The organism is Paradesulfitobacterium ferrireducens, assembly GCF_017310645.1.
Classification (GTDB): domain Bacteria; phylum Bacillota; class Desulfitobacteriia; order Desulfitobacteriales; family Desulfitobacteriaceae; genus Paradesulfitobacterium; species Paradesulfitobacterium ferrireducens.
Genome location: NZ_JAFLRH010000041.1, coordinates 52686 through 71207, shown reverse-complemented (window position 1 = coordinate 71207; position 18522 = coordinate 52686). Strand labels below are relative to the sequence as shown.

At 52.1% G+C, this 18522-nt stretch carries 19 protein-coding genes and 4 pseudogenes; 22 read left to right on the top strand and 1 reads right to left on the bottom strand.

The window, feature by feature from the left end; genetic code table 11:
* Positions 1 to 19 precede the first annotated feature (19 nt).
* From J0X21_RS14620 to J0X21_RS14535, 18 genes and pseudogenes are all read left to right on the top strand, one after another.
* Complete coding sequence (locus tag J0X21_RS14620) at positions 20 to 484, top strand: hypothetical protein (RefSeq protein WP_206812949.1); 465 nt, start codon at positions 20 to 22, stop codon at positions 482 to 484.
* Between the two features lies 1 nt (position 485).
* Positions 486 to 803 carry a hypothetical protein gene (locus tag J0X21_RS14615; RefSeq protein ID WP_206812948.1) on the top strand — a complete coding sequence of 106 codons (318 nt, stop codon included), beginning with the start codon at positions 486 to 488 and terminating at the stop codon, positions 801 to 803.
* A gap of 177 nt (positions 804 to 980) precedes the next feature.
* Positions 981 to 1496 (top strand): signal peptidase II, encoded by a 516-nt coding sequence (lspA, locus tag J0X21_RS14610; protein WP_206812947.1) that lies wholly within the window; start codon positions 981 to 983, stop codon positions 1494 to 1496.
* 81 nt (positions 1497 to 1577) lie between these two features.
* Positions 1578 to 2600: an RluA family pseudouridine synthase gene (locus J0X21_RS14605; RefSeq protein WP_407947655.1), complete on the top strand. Its 1023-nt coding sequence runs from the start codon at positions 1578 to 1580 to the stop codon at positions 2598 to 2600.
* An 85-nt stretch (positions 2601 to 2685) separates the two neighbouring features.
* Positions 2686 to 3126: pseudogene (locus J0X21_RS14600) on the top strand ((2Fe-2S)-binding protein); the annotation flags it as partial.
* 352 nt (positions 3127 to 3478) lie between these two features.
* Positions 3479 to 4027, top strand: coding sequence for a bifunctional pyr operon transcriptional regulator/uracil phosphoribosyltransferase PyrR (pyrR, locus tag J0X21_RS14595; RefSeq protein ID WP_206812944.1), 549 nt, complete (start codon positions 3479 to 3481; stop codon positions 4025 to 4027).
* 276 nt (positions 4028 to 4303) lie between these two features.
* Positions 4304 to 5239: an aspartate carbamoyltransferase catalytic subunit gene (locus J0X21_RS14590; RefSeq protein WP_206812943.1), complete on the top strand. Its 936-nt coding sequence runs from the start codon at positions 4304 to 4306 to the stop codon at positions 5237 to 5239.
* Positions 5226 to 6524 carry a dihydroorotase gene (locus tag J0X21_RS14585; RefSeq protein WP_206812942.1) on the top strand — a complete coding sequence of 433 codons (1299 nt, stop codon included), beginning with the start codon at positions 5226 to 5228 and terminating at the stop codon, positions 6522 to 6524. Before J0X21_RS14590 ends, J0X21_RS14585 begins: the two co-directional genes overlap by 14 nt.
* An 8-nt stretch (positions 6525 to 6532) precedes the next feature.
* Entirely contained in the window at positions 6533 to 7357 is an 825-nt protein-coding gene (locus J0X21_RS14580; RefSeq protein WP_206812941.1) for a dihydroorotate dehydrogenase electron transfer subunit, read from the top strand.
* Positions 7347 to 8267: a dihydroorotate dehydrogenase gene (locus J0X21_RS14575; protein WP_206812940.1), complete on the top strand. Its 921-nt coding sequence runs from the start codon at positions 7347 to 7349 to the stop codon at positions 8265 to 8267. Before J0X21_RS14580 ends, J0X21_RS14575 begins: the two co-directional genes overlap by 11 nt.
* A 20-nt stretch (positions 8268 to 8287) precedes the next feature.
* The gene (gene pyrF / locus J0X21_RS14570; RefSeq protein WP_206812939.1) at positions 8288 to 8998 is read left to right on the top strand and encodes an orotidine-5'-phosphate decarboxylase; all 711 of its coding nucleotides are present in this window, start codon (positions 8288 to 8290) and stop codon (positions 8996 to 8998) included.
* Between the two features lie 88 nt (positions 8999 to 9086).
* A complete protein-coding gene (gene pyrE, locus J0X21_RS14565; protein ID WP_206812938.1) occupies positions 9087 to 9680 on the top strand; it encodes an orotate phosphoribosyltransferase in 594 nt (197 codons plus the stop codon).
* Positions 9681 to 9802: 122 nt separating this feature from the next.
* The gene (locus J0X21_RS14560) at positions 9803 to 11284 is read left to right on the top strand and encodes an alkaline phosphatase family protein (protein WP_206812937.1); all 1482 of its coding nucleotides are present in this window, start codon (positions 9803 to 9805) and stop codon (positions 11282 to 11284) included.
* Positions 11285 to 11518: 234 nt separating this feature from the next.
* On the top strand, positions 11519 to 12358 hold the full coding sequence (locus tag J0X21_RS14555) for an ABC transporter ATP-binding protein (RefSeq protein ID WP_206812936.1): 840 nt from the start codon (positions 11519 to 11521) through the stop codon (positions 12356 to 12358).
* A complete protein-coding gene (locus J0X21_RS14550) occupies positions 12291 to 13049 on the top strand; it encodes an ABC transporter permease (protein WP_206812935.1) in 759 nt (252 codons plus the stop codon). The genes J0X21_RS14555 and J0X21_RS14550 overlap by 68 nt, the downstream gene beginning before the upstream one ends.
* A gap of 41 nt (positions 13050 to 13090) precedes the next feature.
* Entirely contained in the window at positions 13091 to 14188 is a 1098-nt protein-coding gene (locus J0X21_RS14545) for an ABC transporter substrate-binding protein (RefSeq protein ID WP_206812934.1), read from the top strand.
* 3 nt (positions 14189 to 14191) lie between these two features.
* Positions 14192 to 15109, top strand: coding sequence for a cysteine synthase A (gene cysK / locus J0X21_RS14540; RefSeq protein WP_206812933.1), 918 nt, complete (start codon positions 14192 to 14194; stop codon positions 15107 to 15109).
* A 78-nt stretch (positions 15110 to 15187) separates the two neighbouring features.
* Positions 15188 to 15607 (top strand): OsmC family protein, encoded by a 420-nt coding sequence (locus J0X21_RS14535; protein ID WP_206812932.1) that lies wholly within the window; start codon positions 15188 to 15190, stop codon positions 15605 to 15607.
* 20 nt (positions 15608 to 15627) lie between these two features.
* On the opposite strand, the pseudogene J0X21_RS15845 reads toward J0X21_RS14535, so the two are convergent.
* Positions 15628 to 16010, bottom strand: a pseudogene (locus tag J0X21_RS15845) (ubiquitin); the annotation flags it as partial.
* Between the two features lie 180 nt (positions 16011 to 16190).
* Here J0X21_RS15845 and J0X21_RS14525 point away from each other — a divergent pair.
* The 4 genes and pseudogenes from J0X21_RS14525 to J0X21_RS14510 all read left to right on the top strand — a co-directional run bounded on the left by J0X21_RS14525 (position 16191) and on the right by J0X21_RS14510 (position 18515).
* Positions 16191 to 17384, top strand: coding sequence for an MFS transporter (locus J0X21_RS14525; protein WP_206812930.1), 1194 nt, complete (start codon positions 16191 to 16193; stop codon positions 17382 to 17384).
* A gap of 66 nt (positions 17385 to 17450) precedes the next feature.
* Positions 17451 to 17712, top strand: a pseudogene (locus J0X21_RS14520) (type II toxin-antitoxin system prevent-host-death family antitoxin).
* A gap of 67 nt (positions 17713 to 17779) precedes the next feature.
* Positions 17780 to 17932 (top strand): annotated as a pseudogene (locus tag J0X21_RS14515) (YjbQ family protein); the annotation flags it as partial.
* Positions 17933 to 18272: 340 nt separating this feature from the next.
* A complete protein-coding gene (locus J0X21_RS14510) occupies positions 18273 to 18515 on the top strand; it encodes a helix-turn-helix domain-containing protein (protein WP_328813005.1) in 243 nt (80 codons plus the stop codon).
* Positions 18516 to 18522 lie beyond the last annotated feature (7 nt).

Below are 18522 nucleotides of genomic sequence, written 5' to 3'. Positions count from 1 at the left end.
AAGTGAGGTAAGGAAAAAGATGATCACTAGTTTCTTGACCATGCCCCACGTGGTGTTCGGGGTATGGGGAATTATGACGGCCGTTTGGGTGCTGGTCGAACTCCTAAATTACAGTGAGAAGAACTTGGGACGGCTTAAAATTGCCAGTGCTTTAACCACCGTTTTTAACTGGTTGGCTTATGTTATTGGCGGTTGGTGGTATGTTGTCTACTATGCCGCAGACAAAGCTATGATCAAGAAAGGCCCCTTCCCGGCGGCGCATGGGTTTTTCATGGAGACCAAAGAGCACGTATTCTTTATTTTACTTCTGTTAAGCATGCTCCTTCCGGTCATCGTTTATAGCAACAAATTGTCCGAAAGCAAAAGTATTAGGAAACTGGGGATTGTGGTAGCAATTATCATGGTCATTCTGGGCTTCGGCATGGAAGGTTTCGGCTCCTTTATCACCCAGGGGTTAAGACTTGGAATCTTAGGAGGGAAGTAAGATGGAAAACGGTATCTTAAGCAAATCAACTGCAGGATATGGGCTCTCCCTGGCAGTTGTCAGCATATTCAGCGGGTTGTTGGTGATCGTTAAGGAGACCTATACCCCACTCATGGACTGGATGAAAGCCTTGACCGGGCACCACTGGATTACGCACGGAGTGTTTGATATCATCTTGTTCTTTGTCCTAGGCTATCTCTTTTCCAAGTCCAATCTGGCCCAAAAGATGGATGCGGATAAACTGACCAAAATTATTATCTGGTCCGTTGTGATTGGAGTAGTCCTGATCAGTGGGTTTAACTTGGCTCACAATATATAAAAAAACTGCCCGTCTAATAGATAAAGACTCCTGTTGGTCCCGTCCCGGTTAGTACTTGCCTGGACGGGACTTTTTCTTAAGTGGCTAAAGGCCAATGTGAATGCTGCCGGGGGATGGAGTTTGCCCGTCTGAGCCTTCTATGTTAAGATAAATTAAAAAAACAGGGAGGGCGCAAGCTTGCTGGTTTGGCTGACGATGATTGCGGTTTGGGTCATCGACCGTCTCTTGAAAGCATGGGTTCAGGGGCATTTTGTTCCCGGGGATTCCATCGTGGTGATACCGAAATTTTTTCACCTGACCTTTGTGCTTAACCCAGGCGCGGCCTTCGGGTTATTTGCCGGCCGCACCTGGATTTTTATAGTGACGGCAGTGATTGTGCTGGCTGCGGTGGTCATTGCCCAATTTCGCATCCCGCGCCGGGAAAAACTCATTCGCCTGGCCTTAGGCATGATCGGCGGGGGTGCCTTGGGAAATTTGTATGACCGGGTAGCGATCGGGCGCGTCGTGGATTATTTTGACTTCAAAGTCTGGGCCTATGTCTTTAATTTTGCAGACAGCATGATTGTGATCGGGGTCGGGCTCCTGCTCTTGGAATTTTACCGGCAGGAACGGGCACATAAGGTGAGTCAGCCTGTGGGAACGGAAGACCTGAATAAGGATTTGACGCTATCGCAGGATAAAGGCTCGGAGTGATTAAAAAGATAAGATAAAATAAGACGAAAGATAGTTTCATGAAAAATTGCGTTGTAAGAATCGGGGAGCGGTCAGAGTTTGGTGAAAAAGCTAACTGAAAAAAATTTAGGGGAAACGCAGGCTGCGCATGCTGCAGATATTGCTCAAGTCGAGCTGAAGTCAGAAGATGCCCTCGACTTGGACAAGGATGATTTTGCAAGTGAACTCAAAATCCTGTCTTTGCCGGTAGATGAACGCCTGGATGTGGCCTTGGCCGCAGCTATGGGAAAAAGCCGTTCTTTTGTCCAGACCATCATCGCTGAGGGCCGGGTGCGCATTAACGGCAGCCCGAAAAAGGCCAACTATAAACTGCGGGAAGGGGATAAGGTCGAGGCGGAAATCCCTGCACCCCAGGTTTTGGACGTGGCTCCTGAACTGATCCCTTTGGATATCGTGTATGAGGATCAGGACGTTTTGGTGGTTAACAAGCCGCAGGGAATGGTGGTGCACCCGGCTCCGGGTGCCTGGCACGGTACGCTGGTCAATGCCCTGCTCTACCACTGCCGGGATCTTTCCGGGATCAACGGGGTACTGAGGCCGGGAATCGTCCACAGAATCGATAAAGATACCTCAGGACTCTTGGTAGTTGCAAAAAATGATGAAGCGCACAGGGGCTTGGCTGAACAGATTAAGGCGCACACCGTGGCGCGCAGGTACCGCGCCCTGGTCCATGGCTTGATTAACGAGCCGTCCGGAACCGTGGACGCCCCGATCGGGCGCGATCCCTCCGAACGCAAGCGCATGGCGGTAACTTTTGAGCATTCCAAAAGAGCTGTCACCCATTACCAGGTGCTGGAGCGCTTTTCTGAGTACACCTATCTCGAAGCGCGCCTGGAAACCGGAAGGACGCATCAGATCCGGGTCCATATGGCCTATCTGGGGCATCCGGTTGTGGGCGATCCCCTCTACGGCCCCAAGCGCAGCTCTTTTAACCTGGAGGGCCAGGTTCTCCATGCCATTCATTTGGGGTTTAAGCATCCGCGCACCGGCCTGTACTTAGAATTTGAGGCTCCGCTGCCGCACTATTTTGAGCAGGTGCTTAAACAGCTCAGACGTCCTGGATAAGACCAATGAATGTAGGTTTTCGGAAAGGGATAAAGGCAAATTTGGGAATTCGGAAACGAAAAATATCAGGGTTTAGGTGGTTACTATGCCTATTGAACTATCCATGCAAACAAAAGTTAATCCGGCGTGTCCTGTGTGCAAGGGGGTAGGGCAAAAAGTACGCAAAGTAACGGTGGAGCACCAGGTCCAACCCGGTGTTGCTATTGGATCAGGTGTTGAGGGAGAGCCCTATTTCCTGTGCAGAACTCCTGAATGTGACGTTGCGTATTATTCGGAAGATGCCAAGATAGAAGACAGCAAGACGGAAAACGGCGGGAAGATAATCCGGCAAGACCGGCTGGTGAATAAGATATGGTTTAAGCAAGTCTCGCCTCCGATACCCATTTGTTATTGTGCGAAGGTGACGGAGGAAGAGATTTTGCATCACGTCGCCGTGGCCCAATGCTGCTCGGACTTGGACGATATCAAGCGGCATACCGGCGCCAATACGGGCTGTGAATGCCTGACCCAAAATCCTGCCGGCGGCTGATGTTCGTCAGTGGTGCAATCGGTGATTGCCAAAGGTTTGAAGATGAGAGGTAAAAATTGAATCAATTAAAGGAAATTCAATAAAAGTCAATAAAAGGAAATCTTATATTAAAAACAAACCAATTGACTTTTAAGCTCAACTAAAGTAAACTTAGGACAAATAACAGTGCCTTTAATGCGGTGTCCCGTGAGACGCCAAAGGCAGACGGGTAAACAGGGAAGTACTGTCTGCTTATGCGCAGACAGTTTTTTAATATACGGCATACGGCATTTTAACCCGCGAGATGTTAACACTAACCTTAGGTGCGCTGATTAATAAGCGGGTATTCTGAAGGAAGGGAGTGCAGGCTGTGGAGGGAAATGTCAAGAGCACGATTATGGATGCCGACGGTGTCCGCAGGGCTTTGACGCGGATTGCTCACGAGATTATCGAGAAAAACAAAGGCACGCAAGATGTTGTCCTGATTGGAATCAGGCGCCGTGGAGTGCCGCTGGCCGAACGAATCCAAAATAAGATTGAGGAATTTGAAGGGGTTAAACTTCCGCTTGGAATCTTGGACATCACGCTTTACCGCGATGATTTAACAACGATCGACGTTCAGCCGGTGGTGCACGAGACCAAGGTTCCGTTTAGTGTGCACGGGAAAAATGTGGTCCTGGTGGATGATGTACTTTACACCGGACGCACCGCCCGGGCTGCGCTGGATGCGACCATGGATCTGGGCAGGCCCCAGCGGATTCAACTGGCAGTTCTCATTGACCGCGGGCACAGGGAACTACCGATACGGGCTGATTATGTGGGCAAAAACCTTCCGACTTCCAGCAAGGAAGTGGTGTCGGTGCGCGTGCAGGAAATTGACGGGGCTGACGATGTGCTCTTGCTGGAGAAACCGGAGTAAGCTCTTCGCAGCTGTAAGCTAACCTTCTCCAAGGTGATCCTAAATACAAAGTGATTCCAAAATCCAATTTTTTTAATAGGTAGTTTCCCCTTTAAGGACATCCAGCGAGATGGCCAAGGGTAGACGAATTTGGCATGTGCAAAAAGCCATCTTCCTCTTGCCCTTAAGGGTAAGAGGATTTTTCAGTTTCAGGACGCTTTTCAAACCCCCAAAAATCTGCCGGAACCGTATGTTTGGCCGGCGTAATTTCCAGAATAAAAATGGGAGGGATTTAGGATGAAATGGAAGCGCAAAGACATATTGGATCTAGAGAGCTTAACTCAAGAGGAAATACTTCACATTCTTCATACGGCAAAACCGATGAAAGAGATTCTTTTACGGCCGATCAAGAAACTGCCGACCTTAAGAGGAAAATCCATGATGAACCTGTTTTATGAAAACAGTACCCGTACCAGAACCTCTTTTGAAACGGCAGCCAAGGTTTTGAGCGCCGATACTTCCAGCATTGCGGTAGCTCAGAGCAGCGTAAGCAAAGGAGAGACTCTCCTGGACACAGCGAAGACGATTGAGGCGATGCGCGTGGATTTGGTGGTTATCAGGCATTCAGCGTCCGGGGCTGCCGCTTTTTTGGCGGAAAACCTGGAGGCAGGTGTGATTAACGCCGGAGACGGCCAGCATGAGCACCCGACCCAGGGTCTTTTGGATATGTTTACCATGCAGGAACACTTGGGGGAATTGAGCGGCAAGAAAATCCTGATCGTCGGGGATGTCCTTCATTCCCGAGTGGCCCGCAGCAATGTCTGGGGACTGACGAAAATGGGTGCGGAAGTGGTCTTAGTGGGACCGCCGACCCTGGTGCCGCCGGAGCTGAAAGTTTTGGGCGTCAAGCTGAGCCATGATCTCGATGCCGAACTTCCGGGGGCCGATGTGGTGATGGCTCTGCGCCTGCAGTTAGAGAGACAACAGAGCGGGCTGTTCCCATCGCTCCGTGAATATAGCCAATTATACTGTCTTACCATGGAACGGCTGAAACGGACAGGCAAAGATACCTTGGTGATGCATCCCGGACCGATGAACCGGGGAGTTGAGATTTCCAGTGAGCTGGCGAACAGTGCTCAGGCGGTGATCGAAGAACAGGTAACAAATGGGGTTGCAGTGCGCATGGCTTTAATCTATTTGCTGATGGGAGGGTCCGGAAATGTGGTGGCTTAAAAATGTGCATATAATAGACCCAAGGCAGGAACTGGCAGGAGTGCGCGATGTGCTGGTAGCAGACGGGAAAATTCTGGAGATCGCTCTATCGTATACTGAAGAAGAGGTCGCAGCCAAGTCCAGCGGGGAAGAGGTTAAGACGGTCGAAGGCAAAGGCAGGTACCTTTTCCCGGGCCTGATCGACGTACACACACATCTGCGCGAGCCTGGGCAGGAGGATAAAGAAGACATTTTAAGCGGTTCGCGGGCGGCGGTTCGCGGAGGCTTTACTTCGATTTTGGCGATGGCCAACACCTCCCCGGTGATTGACCAACGGGCCCTGGTGGAGTTTGTGCTCAATCAGGGGCAAAGGGCAGGACTGGCCCGGGTGTATCCGGTGGGAGCGGTCAGCAAAGGGATGAAAGGGGAAGAACTGGTCGAAATGGTCGAGCTGGCGGAAGGAGGAGCGGCTGCCTTTTCCGATGACGGCAAGGGCATCCAGAATGCCGAACTCATGCGCCTGGCCTTGGAATATGTGAAGCTTACCAAGCGCCTGATCATCAGTCACTGTGAAGACTCCAATCTCCAAAATAAAGGGTTTATGCACAAAGGCGAAGCTTCAGCCCGCTTGGGGCTTAGAGGAATTCCTTCAACCGCAGAGACCGTGATGCTGGCGCGCGATCTGCTCCTGGCTGCGGAAACGGGGGGCAGGCTTCATGTGGCCCATGTTTCGACCCGTGAAGGAGTGGATATGATCCGGGAGGCGAAAACCCGGGGGGTGGATGTGAGTGCTGAAGTAAACCCGCACCACCTGATCTTTACGGACGAAGAGATTACCCTGACCAACACCTCGCTGAAGGTTAATCCGCCCTTGCGTTCCCGCGCGGACAGGGAGGCCTTAATCGAGGGTTTGGCTGATGGGACGATTGACATGCTTGCTACGGACCACGCCCCCCATACCTGGGAGGAAAAAGCGCGCCCCTTTGCCGAAGCCCCGTTTGGTATCACCGGTCTTGAAACGGCCTTAGCGGCCGTCTGGCAGCACCTGGTTAAGCCCGGAAAGCTTACACCCGAGCGCATGATTGAAGCCTGGAGCACGCTGCCGGCGCACCGCTTCGGCTTGCCGGGGGGTTCGCTGCAGCCGGGCCAAGCGGCGGACATGGTACTTTTTGACCCGGAGCTCAAAGAAATGATTAAAGCGGAAGACCTGCGCTCCAAAGCGCAGAACACCCCCTTCTTGGGACAGGAACTTCAGGGATTTGCGGTCATGACCTGGGTGGAAGGCAAGCTCGTATTTTCAAGATAATAGGAGGGATGCCTGTGCTTGAAGAAATGAAGGTTAAGAAAAATGAGCCTCTGGGGGAACACCTGTATCATCTCGTGCTCAAAGGCGCAATAGCGCAGGAAGCTCAGCCGGGGCAGTTTGTGCATGTGCAGGTTTCCAAATCCTATGATCCTTTACTGAGACGCCCTCTGAGTATCGCCCGGATTTCCCCTGAGGAGCAGGAGATAACGGTGCTTTATCGGGTTCAGGGACGGGGCACTGCTTTGCTGACGGAGAGCATGCCAGGCTCCCGTCTCAGTGTCCTTGGCCCTGTGGGAAGAGGGTTCAGGATACCGGCTGCAGGAGAGTTGTGGCTGGTGGCCGGGGGAATCGGGTCTTTTCCTCTCTACGCTTTGGCTGCCGCCGCCCGTGAGCGCGGCGTTAAGGTCAGGCTGTTCTGGGGCGGGGAAAATGCTGCTTTTCTGGCGGCTGCCGGGCTTGAATCGTGGCAGGAGCTCGGAGTGGAAGTTCAGCCTGCGACCATGGACGGCAGTCTTGGGCATCTGGGACTGATTACGGAAGTGCTGGCGCAACATCTAAGCAAATTGAAAGAAGATAATTTCCAGAAACCGGGTTTGACCGTGACCGCAGCGGCTTGCGGCCCGAACGGAATGCTCAAAGCCGTTGCGGCTCAGTGTGCGGCAGCAGGCCTGCCTTTAGAAGTCTCTTTAGAAGAACGGATGGGCTGTGCGGTTGGAGCCTGCTTAGGCTGTGTGACTACGGTCCGCGATCAGGAAGGCTCGGTGCGCCGGGCCAAAGTATGCAAGGATGGCCCGGTTTTCCGGGGAGAGGAGGTCGTGTGGGATGGGGATTGATCTTCAGGTAACTCTGGCAGGCATAAGTTTGCGCAACCCTGTTCTGACGGCTTCCGGCACTTACGGCTTCGGCGAGGAATATGCCCCTTATTGCCCCGTGGAAGCTTTGGGTGGGATTACGGTCAAAGGCATTACCCTTCAGCCGCGCTTGGGCAATCCGGTGCCGCGCCTGGCCGAGACTCCGGCAGGACTTTTAAATGCGGTAGGGTTAGAGAACCCCGGCCTTGATGAATTTATTGAGTCGTACTTGCCGCGCCTGCGCCGGCTGCCTACGGCAGTCATTGCCAATATCTCCGGCTTTGCTCTGGAAGAGTATGCGGAAATGGCCCAGGCCCTGCGTTCTGACTCAGGGCTGGCCGCTTTGGAAGTCAATATCTCCTGCCCGAATGTCCGGCATGGGGGGATGTATTTCGGGACTGACCCCAAAAGCGCGGAAGAAGTCCTGGCGGCGGTAAAAAAGGAAACCGATCTCCCGGTCATTGCCAAGCTTTCTCCCAATGTTACGAACATCGGCGAGATGGCCAGGGCTGTAGCCGCCGGGGGAGCGGATGTGGTATCCCTGATCAATACCCTGCTCGGCATGAGCATTGACATCGAAAAGAGACGTCCGGTATTAGCCAATACGTTTGGCGGGCTGTCCGGCCCGGCCGTGCGCCCGGTGGCCGTGCGCATGGTCTGGCAGGTGGCAGAGGCTGTAAACCTGCCCATCATCGGGATGGGCGGCATAAGCACCTGGCAGGATGCGCTCGAGTTTATCCTGGCTGGAGCCAGCGCAGTCAGCATCGGCACCGGAAATTTTGTTAATCCGCAGGCTCCCTTGGAGATCGTGGACGGGATCAGGGATTACTGCGAACGCCATGGATTCAAAGCGGTCAGCGAACTGGTGGAGCTGGCGCATCGAAGGGATTAGGGTTGAAAGGGGAAAACTCGGTGGCTGAGGAACTGAATCGTAAAGTGATCGTAGCTTTGGATGTTGAAGGCCGGGAACAGGCTTTGTCCTTGGCCCGGGAGCTTAGCGGGAGCGGCTGCTGGGTTAAGGTCGGACTTGAACTCTACGCCTGTGCCGGTCTGGGCATCATTCAGGATTTGAAAGATCTGGGTCTTAAGATCTTTTTGGACCTAAAACTCCACGATATCCCCAATACGGTGGCCCGCACGGTGAAGGCCTTAGCCGGAACAGGGGTGGACATGCTCAATGTGCACTGCAGCGGGGGGTATGAGATGATGGCCCGCGCAGCGGAAAATGCCCGCGAGGCCGGAGTTAAGACCGGCTTTGTGCCCCAACTGATTGGAGTGACGGTGCTCACCAGCATGACGGCGAATGAATTGGCGCAGGACCTGGGAGTCGGGGGGGAGCTCGAGGATCATGTCGTGCGCCTGGCCTTACTGGCCAAACGGGCAGGGTTGGACGGAGTGGTAGCCTCAGCTCAAGAAGCGCCGGTGCTGAGACAGGAGTGCGGACAAGATTTCCTCTTAGTCACACCCGGTATCCGCCCGGCCTGGAGCACAACGGATGACCAGGCCCGGATTGTGACGCCCAGGGCAGCCATCGCTGCCGGAAGTTCCTATCTGGTGGTGGGAAGGCCGGTCACCCGGGCGGCTAATCCCCGTGCAGCATTGGATAGGTTATGGGAAGAATAAGTTATGAAATGCAACAAGATATAAGCAGCAAACCGAATGGTTAAAGTATGCTGGCATTCATAAAACCGAAGAAGGGGATGGCAAGACTATGGATCAGGATAATAACGAACGGATGCTCCAAATCTTCAGAGAGAGCGGCGCCCTCCTCGAAGGGCACTTTCTCCTTACCTCAGGCAGGCACAGCGCAGAGTATATGCAGTGTGCGCAAGTGCTGCAGTACCCGCACCTGGCGGCAGAACTCGGTGAGCACCTGGCCCGCTCCTGGCAGGGAAAGGGGATTGAGACAGTAATCGGACCGGCAATGGGCGGGGTTTTAGTTGCCCATGAGGTCGGAAAAGCTCTGGGGGTAAGAAGCCTGTTCACGGAGCGGGAAAACGGGGTCATGCGATTAAGGCGTTCGTTCCAACTGGCTCCGGGGGAAAAAGTGCTGGTCGTGGAAGATGTGATCACGACCGGCGGCTCAGTCAAGGAAGTTCTGGCCGTGGTGCAGGAAGCGGGAGCGGTGCCGCTGGGAGTAGGGGTATTGGTTGACCGCAGCGGAGGAAAAGTGGATTTTGGCGTTCCCTTAACCAGCCTGCTCCGGTTAGAGATTGCGTCCTATGAGCCCGCTGACTGCCCCCTCTGCCAACAGGGTATTCCGTGGATCAAGCCGGGCAGCCGCACCTCAAAAGCTCAAAGCTGACAACTAGTTGCTAAACGAAGGCATATTCTTTACAAAAAGAAGATAAAGTTAACGAGATGCAAATCTCGGAAAGATTTGGTATAATGCTTGCGCAAGTATCTTTCCGGGAAGGGGTCGAAGCGATGAAAAAGATGATTCTCTTTATTGTCGATTCCCTTCACCCTGTCGTTTTAGGGCGGATGCTTTCCGAAGGGAATACACCGGCCCTTAAATTTCTGGCGGAGCATGGCCACTACACAGAACGCGTGGTTTCTTCGTTTCCGACCATGACTCCGGTGGCTACCAGTTCCATCATGACCGGAAAATGGCCGGATAGCCACCTTGTCCCCGGCTTTATCTGGTACAACGAGGAAACCGGGAGAATGATGGATTACGGTGCTACTTGGCAAAGTGTGCTCAAGCAGGGACCGGAAAAAGTCGTGCGCAATTTGCTGCAGCGGCTGAATCAGGAACACCTAAACCGGGAGACTCCCACGGTTCATGAAAGGCTTGAGGATAACGGTTTCGTGACCGGAAACATTAACTTTTTCATTCACCGGGCCTCGGAACTCTACCAGGCTAAAGTACCTAACTTAATAGCCTGGGCCACCCGCTTGCGCCTGTACAAGGAAAAAGTGTTCGGCCCCAAATTACTCGTCTTAGGGGAGTTGATCCATCCTCCGCTTAAGGGCGGGCCTTTTTCTTTTCCGAAAGGGATTTTCCACCGTTTTGGGATTAATGATGTTTTCTCCGGCAGGATTGCCGCCCAAATTATCCGGGAGGGTAAACAGCCGGATTTCCTAGTGGTGTACTTGCCTGACAATGATAAATACTCGCACCAATACGGGCCCCTGCGCAGCGGTCCCTCCCTTGAACGTGTGGATCAGCAGATAGGCCTGGTCCTGGATGCCCTGGGCTCCTGGGAACAGGCCTTGGAGGATAATGTCATTATTGTCACCGGAGATCATTCCCAGACGACAGTCGGCCTCGACAACGAATACCAGATTGACCTGGACCGCACCTTGCGCATGTTCAAGCGCCTCAAGATCACGGACAAGGAGCCCGGAGACCACGAAATCGCCATCTGCCCCAATGAGCGCATGGCTTTCATCTACCTGCTGCAGCGCCCCAAACAGCTGCTCCCGGAAGTGGCCGGGATTTTGGCCCGCGATTACCGCAATGCCCAGGTAGCCTGGCGGGACCGGAAAAACAGGTATGTAGTGGTTGAGGGAGGAACGGAAAGGAAACTTATTTTTTCCCGCCGCGGCCCGTACCGGGACAGTTTTGGGCAGAGTTGGAATTTCAGCGGGGATCTGTCCGTGATTGATGCCAAAGTCAGTGCCGAGGGTAAGCTTGAATATGGCAAATACCCGGACGCTCTCGCCCGCCTGATCTCGGCACTGGAAGCGAGACGCGCCAGCCGCGTAGTGGTCTCAGCCTTGTCCGGATATGAATACTTCGGCGAAGGAGCGCCCATTCATCCCGGCGGAGGCAGCCATGGTTCCCTGGAAGAGGAAGACTCAGTCGTTCCTATGATTGTGAGCGGCACCGAGGATGATTTAGACAATCCCCGGATTATTGATCTGTATGGGCTGGTGATGAGGCATTTTCGGGTGCAGACTTAGAGTTTTGTGTTCCCTCAGATTAAAGGTTTGAGGGAACTTTTCTTTTTAGGTATCATAGATCGCGTTAGGGTATCAAGGATTGCCGATCTTAAATCTAAGCTCAATGCTATTACCTAGTATTCCAGTAGGGATTTAGGTAATTTTTTATTGACGAACTTTATTATTGTTTGATACAATACTTCCAACAAAACATATAAAAACCGATTGGAATACTTGGAAATAAGGAGAAGAGTTATGTCCATTACCGTAAAATCAATGAACAAACAATTTGGGCAAAATAACCACCGGGTTGAGGCGTTAGCCGGGATTAACCTGGAAATAACGGACGGTGATTTTGTATCCCTGGTTGGTCCGTCAGGATGCGGCAAATCCACTCTCTTAAATATCATCGCCGGCTTGGATCAAGCAACATCAGGCGAGGTATTAATTGACGGCTGCACGGTGCAGGGACCGGGAAGCGACCGGGTGATGGTCTTTCAGGAATCTGCTTTGTTTCCATGGCTGTCCGTTTTGGATAACGTGATGTTTGGACTCAAGCTGAAAGGAATTGAGAGACGGGAAGCGAAGGAAAAAGCCCATGAATATCTGAAAATGGTTCATTTATCGCGTTTCACCCACGCCTATCCGCATGAATTGTCCGGGGGCATGCGCCAGCGGGTGGCCATTGCCCGGGCCTTGGTGATGGATCCGAAATACTTATTGATGGATGAACCCTTCGGGGCTTTGGACGAACAGACGAAAATCCTGCTCCATGCGGAGCTGCAGGAAATATGGCAGAAAACCCGCAAGACCATTTTGTTTGTCACGCATAATATTCGGGAAGCGGTCCAATTGTCGAACAGGATTTTAGTCTTCGGAACCAGGCCGGGCTTCATTAAAAAAGAGTTTACCGTGCCATACTCCAGGCCCAGATCGGAAGGGGATCAGAACTTAGTTCTGATTGAGAGGGCCATTCTCGATGAACTGCGGGAGGAAATCGAAAAAGTAATGCGGGAGGAGGTTGACAATGATTACAACTTTACGCCGGGTCGTCTTCCTTGGCATACTGATCGGGATTTGGGAAGCAATATTTAGACTCGGCATCTGGCCGCCATATATGTTTCCTTCTCCTTTGACCGTGGTCAAGACCTTAGTCGCCGGATTTGGGGATGGTACCTTCATCATCGCCTTGGCAGCCAGTTTTCAGCGCTTACTGGCCGGATATTTTCTGGCCGTTCTGATCGGCACCGTACTTGGGGTACTGATTGCCCGCTCCCGGATTATGGATGAGACGCTGGGCATGCTCGTCATCGCTTTGCAAAGTGTGCCGAGTATTGTCTGGCTGCCTCTCGCCTTACTGTGGTTCGGCATGGGTGAGCCGGCCATCATTTTCGTGGTGGTACTGGGGGGCACCTGGACCATGACCACCAATGCGGCGGCCGGCATTAGAAATGTGCCCCCTGTATTGGTGAGGGCTGCCCGGACCATGGGGGCATCCGGTCTTGCTCTGTTTGCCAAAGTGATCTTTCCGGCCGCGATTCCGTATTTCATCACAGGCATGCGCTTGTCCTGGGCCTTTGCCTGGCGCGGCCTGATGGCCGGGGAATTAATCGGGAGCGGCAGCGGCTTGGGCCAAATGCTCATGTTTGGGAGGGATGTCGGGAACATGAGCCTGATTTTGGCGATCATGGTTATCATTGCGGTGATCGGCACCACCCTGGACAGTATTGCCTTTCGCCGGATCGAACACACTATCCTCAAACAGTGGGGATTAAGCAAAGCGTAGTGGGGATTAGCCAAAGCTTGTTCATAAGGAGAGGAAGGAATATGACAATTAACCGAAACCGGAGTGGAAAAAGGAATCTATTTTATAAATTGAGACGCAAAAGCAAACTGATTGTAAGCGCTTTGATGGCCGGCATCCTGCTGCTGCTCGCAGGGTGCGGCAGCGCCGGCGCCTCAGGCGCTGCCGGTTCAGCCGGCGGTCAAAAAGAGACGGATATCGTGAAACTGGGATATTTTCCGAACATTACCCATGCCCCGGCTTTGGTCGGCCTCGAGAAAGGTTTTTTCCAGACTGAGCTCGGCAACGGCGTGAAACTGGATACGAAAGTGTTTCCCAATGGATCGCTGTTCATGGACGCTCTGTCCACAGGACAAATTGATATCGGGTATGCGGGGCCCGAACCGGTACTAAGCCGGTATCTCCAGGGCGGCGATGTGGTCGTATTGTCCGGTGTTGCGACCGGTGGGAATGTGTTGGTGGCGAGAAAAGATTCCGGAATTGAAAGCATTAAAGACCTGGAAGGCAAAACGGTAGCCACGCCGGCCCGGGGGTGCACCCATGATATTTCCCTGCGCATTCTCATGCAAGCCGCCGGACTTAAAATGCAAGACCAGGGTGGGACAGTGAAGCAGGTTACCCAGACACCGGCAGATATGCTGACCCTGTTCCAGCAGAAACAGCTGGATGCGGCGGTGGTTTCCGAACCATGGGCCTCGCAAATGGAGGCGTTGGTGGGGGCAAAAGTGATTGTCGATGCCGGCCAAATGCCCTGGCAAGGCAATCTGCCCAGTACCGTTCTTGTTTCAACCAAAAAATTTGTGCAGCAAAACCCAGAGGTCGTGAAGAAGATTCTGAAAGGGAATGTCGATGCCATCAATTTCATTCAGGAAAATCCTGCGGAAGCAGCGGCTTTAATTAATCAAAATTTAACCCAATTGACGAAGAAGAAACTGACGCCGGAAGTCGTGCAAAAATCCTTGGCCCGCACCCATATCACCTCTGACTTGGACCCGCAAATCCTCGCAGACATGGAGCAAAAGGCTCAGGAATTTAAGCTCGTCCAGGGTAATATTGATACCAAAGGTCTGGTTGACTTGACGTTGTTGAAACAAGTTTTACAATTGAAAGAAAGCAGGTAGGGTATGAAAATTTTTGATGACGTCACCGAACTGATTGGCCAAACACCGGTCGTAAAATTGAACCGGCTGGTTCCTGAGGATAGTGCCGAGGTTTATGTCAAATTGGAATATTTTAACCCCAGCCGCAGTGTCAAAGACCGGGCCGCCCTGAACATGATCCTGGCGGCTGAGGCTGCGGGATTACTAAAGCCTGGGGCAACCATTATCGAACCAACCAGCGGCAATACTGGAATTGGCCTGGCGATGGTGGGGGCTGCCCGTGGTTATACAACCATCCTGGTGATGCCGGATACCATGACCAAAGAGCGGATTGCCATTCTCAAGGCCTATGGTGCCGAAGTCGTCTTAACCCCGGGCCATGAACGCATGCCGGGTTCGATCAAGAAAGCCGAGGAGATTGCGGCATCCATCCCGGGTAGTTTTATTCCCAACCAGTTTATCAATCAGGCGAACCCGGACATGCACCGCCGGACGACCGCCCTGGAAATCATTGAGCAAATGGCTGGGCAGCTCGATGCTTTTGTGTGTACGGCAGGCACGGGGGGAACGATAACCGGAACCGGAGCAGTTTTAAAAGAAAAAATCCCGGGCATCAAAATTTATGTGGTGGAACCCTTGGGCTCGCCGGTGCTGTCCGGAGGCAAACCGGGTCCGCATAATATCCCGGGCACCAGTCCCGGTTTTATTCCGGAAACCCTCAATACCAATGTCTATGACGAGATTTTTTTAATTGCGGACGAAGAGGCCGCCCAAATGACGCGCGCTTTGGCCCGCAGGGAGGGGATTCTGGCAGGGGTTTCCGCCGGAGCGGCGGTCCATACGGCCCTTAAAGTTGCGAAGGGCCTGGGTCAGGGTAAAAAGGTTCTGGCTATCGCGCCGGATACCGGCGAACGTTATTTGAGTGCCAATGTATTTGCGTAAAGAGAGTCTTTTTAGATGTGAGAAATAACACTTGAATCATCCGCAAGGAATTCGAAGAGAAAACAGGAGGGGAAGGATATGGAAATAACGGTTAAACATGTGCAGGGCATGCACTTTCAGGGCACTGGGAGTACGGGTAAAATCATCGAGGTTGACCGCCCCGTTGACGCCGGCGGGGACGGCACCGGGGCCGGACCCATGGAACTGGTGCTGATGGCTGTGGCCGGTTGCAGCGGGATCGATATTGTCGATATACTCCGAAAAATGCGGGTGAGCCACTCCCGTTTCGAGATGTTTGTGACTGGGCAACGGGCAGATGACCATCCGCGGGTTTTCACCGGCGTTCATATCGTCTACAGGTTCTGGGGGAGGAAGTTACCGTTGAATAAACTGGAACGGGCGGTCTCGCTGTCGTTAAGCAAGTATTGCAGCGTAGCCAACATGGTGAACAAGACCGCTGAACTGACTTATGCAGTCGAGGTGGCAGAGGAAGAATAACTCTCACGTTTGGTTAGATCAATGGGTTTCCCCACCCAAAAGGCGAAGATAACCAGCAAGGCAAGAACGGTGAGCGGAAATGATGCTTTGCTTTCCCCGCCTTTTAATACTTTAAAGGAATTGGCATTGCCCTTGCGGATGATTTTTATGCCAAATTCCCAGAGTTTTTTCAGGAAAGAGCCAAAGGAATTCTCCTTGTGGCTTTTTTGTCATGCTTTTCCCAGTAGTTATCTTTATAGGATACGGCGCTGGTGTCCGCAATTTTTTCGCTGCTGTAATAGCCGCCTCCGGTGGGGGCATGCACCTTGCCCTGCTTCTCCAGATAGATAATGCCTTCGAGCAAATCGCCGTTGGCTGCATCCAGGGCGGCTTTGGCTTCCTCGTAGCTGATAAATAGTGAAATCCTAAGTAAATATTAGATGGGTTTAGCTATTGGTATTCTTATCTTAGATCATGATTGTGGCAAGAAATATGTGCAACAATTTACAAATCGGTCCGGAAGTACTATCCTATATCCAGAAAGCCTGAGCAAAATTAACCTTTCATAAAAAAGGCTATAGGGAAAAGAGGAGTAATAACAAAAATGAATCCGTACTTGTGGCTTTTAAGCATTGGGCATCTGATTGTCGATTTGGGCCAGGGGGTCCTTCCTATTTTAACGCCCTTACTGGCCCAAAATTTTCATTTAAGCTATTTTCAAATCGGGACCATCACTTTGGCATTTACATTTAGTTCGGCCATTATCCAGCCGGTTTTCGGAGTCTTGAGCGACCGCTACAGCATGCCCTGGTTAATGCCTTTAGGGCTTTTCCTTTCCGGCTTCGGCTTGGCTCTGACCGGAATCATTCACTCTTACGGCTTATTGCTGCTGGTAATTTTATTAAGCGGAATCGGGGTGGCCGGATACCACCCGGAAGGGTCGAAGGTAGCCCATTACGTAAGCGAAGAGGGCAAAGCCGGAGTCTCGATGGCGGTCTTCTCCGTCGGGGGGAATCTCGGCATTGGCCTTGGCCCCATGCTGGGCATGTTTGTCCTGAGTTTTAACGGTCTGGGCTCCATTCATGGTGTCATGATTCCGGGATTATTGGGTGCTCTCCTCTTTATGTTTTTCCACCCAAAAATTAAGAAAATCCTGGCGCAACACTCGCTTCAGCAAAAAAAGAGCACGGCTCAAACCGCTGCCGGTGGCAATAGGCTGGGCAGCTTTACCTTCCTCATGCTGTACGTCACCATCCGGTCCTGGATCCATGCCGGTCTGATCTATTTTATTCCCTTTTACTTTCCCGGTTTCAAAGGGATTGCCGAGCCGGAATATCTGGTGAGTACGTTTTTGCTGGCCGGGGCTTTAGGCACCGTGTTGGGCGGGCCTTTTGCCGACCGTTTCGGCGGCCGGAGCGGTCTGTTAGTTTCCATGATCATTTCCCTTATGGCAATTTATCCTTTTGTGCATTTAAGCGGCACTTGGCTGCCCGTATTAGCTTTTATTGTCGGCGCCTCCCTGATCTCAACCTTTTCCACCACGGTGGTTTTCGGGCAAAGCCTTTTTCCTGAAAATATCGGGCTGGCTTCGGGGCTCTTACTCGGTTTCGGGGTCGGGATGGGCTCGATCGGAGTCACCCTGCTGGGAGCGGTCGCGGACCGCATGGGCCTGCCCTTTGTCATGAACGTGATCAGCCTGCTTCCGGTTCTCGGGATTATCCTTGCCTTTACCCTGCCGGATGTCAGGGCCGGGGGAACTGTAGCGAAGGCGGGAAAAGCCTTGCAGCAGCAGGCCTAATGATAGTTTGAGCTCCTAACAATATTTTGAGATAATATGAATATATCGACGTTGGGGGTGGATAAGATGCCGCATATTAGACCGAGCTCTGACCTGAGGAATAGGTATAATGAGATATCGCATTTGCCATAAATATTCTGAACCTGTGTATATCACAAAAAACGGTCAAGGTGATTTAGCGGTGATGAGCATTGAGACCTACGAACGTCTCGTCGGCAAATTTGAACTATCTAAGCATCTGAATGAAGGCATGGACGATATCAGGAGTAATAGAGTTTTACCCGCGGAGGATGTATTCCGCCAAGTCGAGCGTGAGATTAAGGAATGATAAGTTACAAATCGTTCGGATTCTGTATGTAAGACGGGATTGGGTTAATCTGCTTTAAGTCATTCTAATTATGGGTCGCGAAGTTGTCGTTGCGATTACGGAAGGCAAACTGGACTTTGGCCCGTGAGAGCAGATGTTTTACGGTGAATTCGACGGTTGCCGTCGCAAACGTGTATTGGTCAAGATTATTGGGGAAGGAAGCTCACGCCCAAAGCGTTAGTTGATGAGGACGCAGGTTTGGAATCATTTGGGAGATTAATTGTCCTAGAGGGAGTGGGTACGGTAGGGTGAACAGGCCGTGAAGAAGTTTTGGGTGTTGAGTTAATACTGGGTCGTGAGTTAGTGTGATTCTAAAGAAAAGTGAGACGGTAGTTCGGGTCGATAGACCGCTGGTTGTTTAGGGCATTAAAATGAATCGTTCAACTATGTCGAATCCTGAGGGGGTCATCCTGTGGGGGTCAGACCCCGGGCGAGCGACCGACCCCGGGCGAGCGACCCCGGGCGTGCGCGGGCGTGCGAAGTGAGCAGTGGGCATACCTATTTTTGCCGGATGCTATAGCATGTGCTATATTTACAATGGGGTGTTTCTGATGCAGTATTGTGATATTGTTAAAGCTGTGAGAGTTAACTTAGGAATTACACAAGAACAACTTGCGCGTGAATTAAATATCAGCTTTTCGACAATTAACAGATGGGAGAATGGTCACACCATCCCTAGCAAGTTGGCAATAATGCGTTTTATAGATTACTGCTTACAACGAGACGTTGACAATACCATCATTGCCGTGTTGAAAGACTTATAGAATCTAG